The 8045-nt window shown below is 42.2% G+C and carries 10 protein-coding genes; 2 read left to right on the top strand and 8 right to left on the bottom strand.

What is annotated here, in order from left to right; genetic code table 11:
- Positions 1-229 precede the first annotated feature (229 nt).
- Both istA and istB read left to right on the top strand, forming a co-directional pair.
- Positions 230-1756, top strand: a complete 1527-nt coding sequence (istA, locus tag BC349_RS07080; protein ID WP_222840114.1) for an IS21 family transposase — start codon at positions 230-232, stop codon at positions 1754-1756.
- Between the two features lie 11 nt (positions 1757-1767).
- Positions 1768-2517 (top strand): IS21-like element helper ATPase IstB, encoded by a 750-nt coding sequence (istB, locus tag BC349_RS07075; RefSeq protein ID WP_187256064.1) that lies wholly within the window; start codon positions 1768-1770, stop codon positions 2515-2517.
- A 258-nt stretch (positions 2518-2775) separates the two neighbouring features.
- Here the strand turns inward: istB and BC349_RS07070 are convergent, their stop codons facing one another.
- From BC349_RS07070 to BC349_RS07040, 8 genes are all read right to left on the bottom strand, one after another.
- Positions 2776-3090 carry a hypothetical protein gene (locus BC349_RS07070; protein WP_187256063.1) on the bottom strand — a complete coding sequence of 105 codons (315 nt, stop codon included), beginning with the start codon at positions 3088-3090 and terminating at the stop codon, positions 2776-2778.
- A 203-nt stretch (positions 3091-3293) separates the two neighbouring features.
- Positions 3294-3509 carry a GDCCVxC domain-containing (seleno)protein gene (locus tag BC349_RS20100; RefSeq protein ID WP_276505010.1) on the bottom strand — a complete coding sequence of 72 codons (216 nt, stop codon included), beginning with the start codon at positions 3507-3509 and terminating at the stop codon, positions 3294-3296.
- Complete coding sequence (gene merTP, locus BC349_RS07065) at positions 3509-4126, bottom strand: mercuric transport protein MerTP (protein WP_187256062.1); 618 nt, start codon at positions 4124-4126, stop codon at positions 3509-3511. The genes BC349_RS20100 and merTP overlap by 1 nt, the downstream gene beginning before the upstream one ends.
- Positions 4123-4494, bottom strand: a complete 372-nt coding sequence (locus BC349_RS07060; RefSeq protein ID WP_187256061.1) for an ArsR/SmtB family transcription factor — start codon at positions 4492-4494, stop codon at positions 4123-4125. The genes merTP and BC349_RS07060 overlap by 4 nt, the downstream gene beginning before the upstream one ends.
- A gap of 373 nt (positions 4495-4867) precedes the next feature.
- Positions 4868-5872, bottom strand: coding sequence for a hypothetical protein (locus BC349_RS07055; protein WP_187256060.1), 1005 nt, complete (start codon positions 5870-5872; stop codon positions 4868-4870).
- 239 nt (positions 5873-6111) lie between these two features.
- Positions 6112-6525 carry a putative toxin-antitoxin system toxin component, PIN family gene (locus BC349_RS07050; protein ID WP_187256059.1) on the bottom strand — a complete coding sequence of 138 codons (414 nt, stop codon included), beginning with the start codon at positions 6523-6525 and terminating at the stop codon, positions 6112-6114.
- On the bottom strand, positions 6509-6724 hold the full coding sequence (locus BC349_RS07045) for a hypothetical protein (protein ID WP_187256058.1): 216 nt from the start codon (positions 6722-6724) through the stop codon (positions 6509-6511). Before BC349_RS07045 ends, BC349_RS07050 begins: the two co-directional genes overlap by 17 nt.
- Positions 6725-6994: 270 nt before the next feature.
- Positions 6995-7486 carry a hypothetical protein gene (locus BC349_RS07040; protein ID WP_187256057.1) on the bottom strand — a complete coding sequence of 164 codons (492 nt, stop codon included), beginning with the start codon at positions 7484-7486 and terminating at the stop codon, positions 6995-6997.
- Positions 7487-8045 lie beyond the last annotated feature (559 nt).

Below are 8045 nucleotides of genomic sequence, written 5' to 3'. Positions count from 1 at the left end.
ACTGGAAATTCCGCGTAACCTGAGCACTTTTTTCCGCGCCAAACTGATCACTGGTTTCCGGAGCAAATTGACCACTGAATTCCGGGGCAAATTGACCACTACTTTTCCGCGTCAAACTGAGCACTTCATTTAGTTGTTTATGGTACGTTCATCGGTTTAGTTAGGATGCTGGTTGAATGGCTTATTCTCGCTGTTCATACCAGTTACAATGCCAAACAACCCGATTAAGATGAGTAAACTTCGTCAAGTACTAAAACTTTCATTTCAGGGCCACAATAAACTGCAGATAAACAAATTAACCGGTGTATCCCGTAATACGGTAAAAAAATACCTGGACATAGTCGATGCGCTTTCCACTTCCTGGGAAGAGCTCAGCCGCTTGTCCGATAAGGATTTAGACGAACTATTCTGCAAGGAACCGGAGGTTGTTCCGGATACCAGGCTCAAGGAACTGCTCGCCTTCTTTAGGGACAACGACAAACGCTTACGGCAACGAGGGATGACACTACTGCGGTTATGGGAACTTTACCGCCGGGAGCATCCTGCAGGCTTTGGGCACACTGCATTTTACCGTCATTATCATTTATGGAAGCGCCGTGTACAGCCCAGCATGCACATGGAGCATACCGCGGGTGACAAGGTCTATGTTGACTTTACCGGGGAAAAACTACCTGTTCTGGATGAAGCGACCGGTGAACTGCAGGAAGCCGAGGTCTTTGTAGCCATACTGGGTGCCAGCCAGCTTACCTATATGGAAGCTGTCATGTCGCAGCGGGTAGAGGACTTTATCGGTTGCTGTGAGCATGCCCTCCATTATTTTGGGGGCTCCCCCAATGCCATTGTTCCGGATAACCTAAAATCGGCGGTTGTCAAAAGCAGCCGGTACGAACCGACATTAAACGAAAATTTTGAAGCCTTTGCCGATCACTATGGGATGACGCCGCTCCCGGCCCGGGCCTACAAACCCAAAGACAAATCCCTGGTAGAGGGGGCTGTAAAAATCATGTACAGCCGCGTTTTTGTGGCGCTGTCGGAGGGGCCCGCTACGACACTGGAACGATTGAATGAGCAGGTCCTGTTATTGTTGGAGCAGCACAACAACACTCCGTTTAAAGGCCGTTCCTACAGTCGCCGCGAGCAGTTCGATGAACTGGAAAAGATCGCCCTGCAGCCCCTTCCGGCCAAACCCTATGAACTACGCCGGTCCGTTCATGCCACGGTTATGAAAAATGGCCATGTTTGCCTGAGCGTGGATAAGCACTACTACAGTGTGCCGTATGGATATATCAGTAAAAAGGTACGTATACTCTTCAGTGTCTCTGAGGTGGAGATTTATTACAAATACGAACGCATTGCCACGCACCGCCGGGTGCGCAGTGCACACAATTACAGTACGGAGGGTAGTCATATGGCCAGTCAGCATCAGGTACAGGTCGCCTGGAATCCGGATTATTTTTTAAGCCTCGCCCGCGTGATTGCACCCGAAGTGGAGCACTACATTAGTCAGGTGCTGTTGAAAAAACGACATCCGGAACAAGCCTATAAAATTTGTAATGGCATCCTCTCTTTTGGGAAGCGGATTGGACACGAACGGCTGATCCGGGCCTGCCAGCGAGGGCATGCGTATGGCCTTTACTCCTATCGGGCGATTGAAGATATCTTACAAAAAGGGCTGGATCTGACGGATCCGGAAGAGTCCCAATCTACCCCCATGCCCAGCCATGACAACATCCGGGGCAATCATTATTATCAATAAAAACAACACCAATGAATGAGCAAACCATCGAAAAAATGAGAACCATGAAACTTTTTGGCATGTTACGTGCCTTCCAGACCAATCTTGAAACCGATACAGCCGTCCGCTACACGCCTGATGAACTGGTTGGCCTAATGGTTAGTTCGGAATGGGACGATCGCTACAATAGAAAACTGGACAGGAGTGTGCTGCGAGCGAGGTTCCGTTACAAGGCATCGATTGAGCAAATCAGCTTTACCAATGAACGGGAGCTCCATAAAAATCAGTTGCTGCGACTGGCCGATTGTGATTTTATCAAGAAAAAAGAAAACCTGCTTATAACCGGCAGTACCGGAATAGGAAAAAGTTTTATTGCGTCAGCCTTGGGTCACCAGGCCTGTTCACTGGGCTATAAAGTGCAATACGAGCATTGCACCAAGCTGTTCTCCCGGTTAAAAATGGGAAAAGCGGACGGCACCTATTTAAAAGAAATAGCCAAAATAGAAAAACAGGACCTGTTGATATTGGATGACTTTGGGATGCAACCGCTGGATGCGCAGAACCGGGCCATACTGATGGACATCATTGAAGACCGCCATGGCAAACACTCCACCCTGTTCACAGCACAGGTGCCGGTCAACAAATGGTATGAGGTGATTGGTGAACAAACCATAGCGGATGCCATCCTGGATCGGATCATACATGATGCGCATCGTTTGGAGCTCAAAGGAGAATCACTGCGAAAAAAAAGACCTAACTTAACTGCTGGTATAACTGAATAAAACACCAATAAATCATTGGCATTTTTGACTAATAAATCGAGTAACTTATTAAACACTAAAGTGACAGTAACTTTTAGTGCTCAGTTTGCTCCGGAATAAAGTGGTCAGCTTGGGTGGAATATCCAATTATCAGCCTGATATGCATATTTTCAGGGCATCACAAGGGTCAGATAGTTGCACCCAGGGTAGGTGACAGGAGTTTACACCTAATTACTGCTACACCTGTTCTTGCTGCCCACGTTTCACAGCCGGATAACCTTACACCCGGTCGGGTGCGGTGTTATTGTATCCAGGTGATCCGTACACCGACTGATCGCCCACCTTACCATTCCAAAAGTATGCTCCACCTTCAACAGGCGGTGTTACACCCAAATCAGGCTGCCTGGAGCTGGGGGTACCGTTGAGGGGGTAATGCCTCTGGATCGAAAGAACTGTTACACCCAAAGCTGCCCACTTTACCATCTGGTGTGATGCTGGCAATCTGAAGCTTAGCATCTGGTGAATTTCAGATGGCGTACTATTTTTCCAGAATGATCCCACCCTGCCGGTGCCGAGATCGAGGCCATTTCGCATAACGTTGGGGCTTGCTGCTGTGCTGGTATTTTATAATGTCCAGCCCGGAGCCGCAGCCGATTGAAAAACTGATGATGAAGATAACAACAAAAGCTGATAGAATTCCGTCGGCTGGATATGGGCTGATAGCGATATGAAGATGAGTTTATATTCGTCAGCCAGCATAGCAGCAAACCTCGCTGTTAGCTGCATACCCTTCGTCACTACGAACAGCAGGATGTTCCCAATTGCATTGGTGGACATTTTACTGTCCCGTAACTACAATAAACACAACAGTCACCTTCTTTTGGTTTAAGTCGTGTCTTGCAATTTGAACACTCATAAAAATATTGGCAAGCATCTGTTGGCATTGTTTCTTCTTGTCTGTGTCCACAAACAGGGCAAGTAATAACAGATTGAAGTATGATAGTTTTTTCCATTAGTTGTTGATTACTGATTGAGAAGTTACTTTATAGCCAGTTTTATTAATGACGGATACAAGGCTGTCAACGGAAGTTTTACTGTTGTCAAACTTAACAAGGCTGCTGCCTTTTTCATAAGAAGTATTGAACTCAATCACTCCCGATGTTTTTGAAAGTTCGCTGTTTATATGTTCTGTACAGCCTTCGCAGGTCATACCTTTTATTTTAAATTCTGCAGTCTGTATATTGCTTTTATCAACAATAATAACTTTTGCTTCCTGAGGCTTTGGATAAAATATTTTTGCGTAATAAGGAAATGCAATTAACAATCCTGCAACTACTGTAACGATAGCTAAAAATGCTTTTGATTGCCAAAATGATTTTTTATTGTCTGCCTCACAGTCGCAGTCAATTTGTTTTTGCGGTTTGAGTTTTTGATACCAGGCAAATGCAAAAACTGCAATTGTCAAACCGATTAAATATGGACGATACGGTTCAATCCACGAAAACGAGGAAGCAAGTCCACTTGCACCACCTAAGAAAGCCAAAACTGGTGTTATGCAACAAAGGGAAGCCGCAACTGCTGTCAACAGACCTGCAACCCAACCTTTACTATTTTTTGTTGTCGTTGTCATACTGTCGCCAAATTTTGTTGATTAATAAATTTAAAAAACGGTCTTAAAGTTTTTAGATGTTCGCTGCGTAAAGAATAGAAAATAGTTTGCCCTGCTTTTCTGGCTTCAATGATGTTACCGTCTTTTAGTTTGCGAAGATGTTGAGAAATGGCAGGAATACTCATTCCCAAAATATCGCTAAGGTCGCAAGGGCAAAGTTCATTTTCCTCTTCAAGCAGAAACAGTATTTTCAGTCGCACTTCGTTGCCTGCTAAAGCAAGAACCTGTCCCAACTGCAAAAATGATTTTGAGTTAGACTTTAATTTTTCTCGGCAGCTTTTAATTTGTTCTATGTCTGCCTGTAACCTTATGCAAGTGTCGTTTGCCATTGTCAAATTTGTTTGTCGGGTCAAATGTAGCAAAGATTACTTATTTAAGCAAATACTTAAATACAAAGACATCAGCAACGTTACAAGATGGTTTTGAAGTGTCGCAAAAAATGTCCGATTGAGTTAACGGGAAGTGTCCTACAGGGTTGCAGCTAACGGCCAGGTATTGCCGATGGTGGGGAATTCTACATTCGTCCGCCGAAACTGCTGCCTGGCTTTTTGATAAAGTTAAATATTAAGAACTAAAGCCGGGCTTTGCAGGTCAAGCACCGAACCGCAGCACAGCAGAATTACCGCTGCTGATTGCTCCAATGTCAAGCCCCACTATTGGCAATACCATGTTAGCAGCTTGCCCTTGTCCTCAAACCCTTGTCTATTGATGGTAGAAGCCGCCTTCACCTAAAGCAGACCAGTACGCAAATTTTATAAACTTATTAATTCTTTTTTCCTCTGGAATAATCAATAGTCTGCTTGGCATAATCCTGTCAGGTTTAAGAACGTTACTGCACAAATGAGCCAACATATTTTCAAATATTGTTACTAAGTTGTCTTTAACTACAGGTAAAAATGATGCTAATGCAATTCTGTCTAACTTACTAGTGAGATATTCAATTTCAATAGTAGGTGTCAAGATGTCTAAATTTTGCTGTAATTCAAAATCTTTAATTTGAGTTTCTGTTCTTCTATGGTCTAAGCAATTCCGAATATTTCTGGTCAACTCGATGAAAGGAACAATGCCCTTTAAAAATTCAATAAATTGAACTTTGTCGCTATGGTTCTGCTCTATATACTCCAAAAACTTTCCGTAGTATGATTGTTTGCTAAAGTCAGGGAAAAATAATCTAACGATTTCAATTTGAGCTTGTGAAACATGGTCTACTTTTTGAAAAATAGTTTTACATCTTGTTTTAATATCAGTTATAGAAGGCACTGCATGGTCAAGTTTTTTTTGTTTCCTTTCCTCGTACTCGTCGCTTGCCTTTTTTTCTGCTGCTAAATAATCAGTAATTTCCCCATCTAAGGCAGCTAATTCCTGAATTACTTCTAAGGAAAGAGATAAGGCAACGTTTACGTCAAACGGTATTGTAAAATATTCAGGTTTAAATAATCGTCTTGCAGTTAAGAATGTTCTTGAAAACATTTCAGATGTTGTCCCTAATGGAAGAATTAATTTCTGTGTGCTTGGTGGTAAGTCTGGATTTTCACGATTAGGGTCAATGTCGTCAGCAAACCTTAATTCATAGATTGCCTTTTCTTTTATAACCAACATTCTTCCACCTAAATTGTACATCTCCAAAATTGCACCATCGTCCTCAGTGCCAATGTTAACACTGCCACCTCTTTCTCGTTTTATGTCTACTGGTCTTTTGTCGCTCATGTTTTTATGGAATGAAGTGTGTCAATAGGGTAGCTGCTAACGTTCAGGTATTTACGTCAGGGCGGGCCATAGCTGATGTCCCGCTGGGCCAGTCGCCTGATTATTAATTATTAGTTCAATGTCTTATTCCAAAGCTATATTGAAACCGTGACAAGCCTGGCCCAGTGTCGATTATTATTCTAAAGCTGAATTACACCGGTCCCGCCCGCCTTGCGGAAATACCATGTTAACTGCCGTACCTATTTCCCGGATAAATATTCAGATAAAGTGATAATCTTAGTTTTACCGATACGTTTCAGCACTAACAAATCTTGATCACCCGTCAATAAATAATCAGCTTTTGAACTTGTTGCCAACGCGAGTAAAAAATCATCTTTGGGATCCCTGCAAATTTCATCTACGATTAACACTTCGAAGAAGATTGCATAGTCTTGTATTGCGAGAAGAAGATCATGGATGTCTTCAGAACTAATATACTTTCGGAATTTTGGACGGCGGGCTACTTCAACAAATTCACCAAGAAGTTCCTCGCTAAATACAAGCTTAACTTGACCAGATATCAAAATTTTGTCAAGCTTAGAAAATGTCCTTTTGATTAGAAAACTTAACCAAAGATTGGTATCAACAATTATTAATTCAACCTTTTTTGGCATATCGTTTGGCTCTGACGATTTCAACTTCTTTGGTTATATCCTCCATCGACAATTCAGCTTTTTTGGTGCGAATCCGTTTAACAACTGCCAAAAATGGATTTTCAGATGATTCCCTTATTGATATAAGTTTCAATTCAGCCAAATCCTGCAATAACTTCTTGGCCTTTGGATTTAATATTTCAATATTTAAAGATGACATATAACAAATATACAAAAGATTTGAACTGTAACCGTGGGATACCGTATGGCAGTTAACGTTCAAGTATTGGCGAAGGCAGGGCCATTACTAACGTCCCGCCCGGCCAACAGATTAATTATTGACAAATGTTCATTTATAATTACAATAGCCTAATAGAAATCGTGACAAGTTTGAGCCAATGCCCATCACTGATCTAATGATGAAGTTCCGACGTCCCGCCCTGCTTTTGCCAATATTTTTGTTGGGCGTAGTCTGGTTAGATTCGTCCATTCATATAAATATTTCTTTAACCTCCTGAATAAAATCTAACCTACTTTGTCCTAAGTTTTTAACCTTCCCTGTCAACGCATGTTTTAAGTCGGTGTAATTTCCATGGTAAAATTCTGAAAGCTTAATAACTTTTCTACCATTCTTCATTAGATATAAATATTCGTACTTGTCGTATCTGGAAGGCAAAATAGCTGTTTCAATTCCGTCAAACTGAGAGAGGATGTAGTACTTTTTGCTGCCAAAGCCTAAATATTTTGATACTGCTATTTGTTCGCCTTCTATTTCCGCTTTGATGAGCTTTGTGCGTAACTCACCGAAGACTAACCAAATCCATATGAATATAAATAAAGTGAGAAATACGAACACCCCAATTGTTGGCATATCGGCTCTTCTTAATATTGTATCAACGATAACCACTAATATTCCTGTTACTATAAACAACATCCCAACTGGAAGAAATGCCCAAAATTTAAATTTTGAAATTATTGACATAGGGTACAATGATTACGCCCAACGTTGACGTATTTGTGTTGCCAGGGCCATTACTAACGTCCAGCACGGCTCAGCCGATTTATTATTTACTAATGTTCATGTTTATTTTCAAAAGCCCAATTGAAAACGTGACAAGCCTAGACATATGCTCATCATTGATCTACTGTTGAAGTTTCAATGTCCCGCCCTGGTAAGTCAAATGCCCTTGTTATGCGAATGGTTACTGGGCCCTGCCTATGCATTAACAGCCTGCTGAACGATTCTTCAGAGATTCACCCCAATTGTAAACTTTGCACCTCTAGAGTAACTGCAGAAGCTATTGTCCAAAGATTTTTTTCCAGCTCTTTTGCACCCCACCTTACACCGCGCCTTAGTATTGCAGTAGCGGAGTGCGGTGTTTTTGTGTCCTATTGGTTGTCTCTGTTTCCTAATCGCCCACCTTACCTAACCACGGAAATGCTGCACACTCAACACGCGGTGTAACACAACAGGCAGACACTTTCCATCCGGGGGTATCGTGCAGCCGATAATGTTATAAGTTCGATAGCAATGTTAAACC

Source organism: Flavihumibacter stibioxidans, from assembly GCF_014332695.1.
GTDB classification, from domain to species: Bacteria; Bacteroidota; Bacteroidia; order Chitinophagales; family Chitinophagaceae; genus Flavihumibacter; species Flavihumibacter stibioxidans.
The sequence above is the reverse complement of the archived record's forward strand: the minus strand, read 5'-3'. Positions and strand labels throughout refer to the sequence as shown.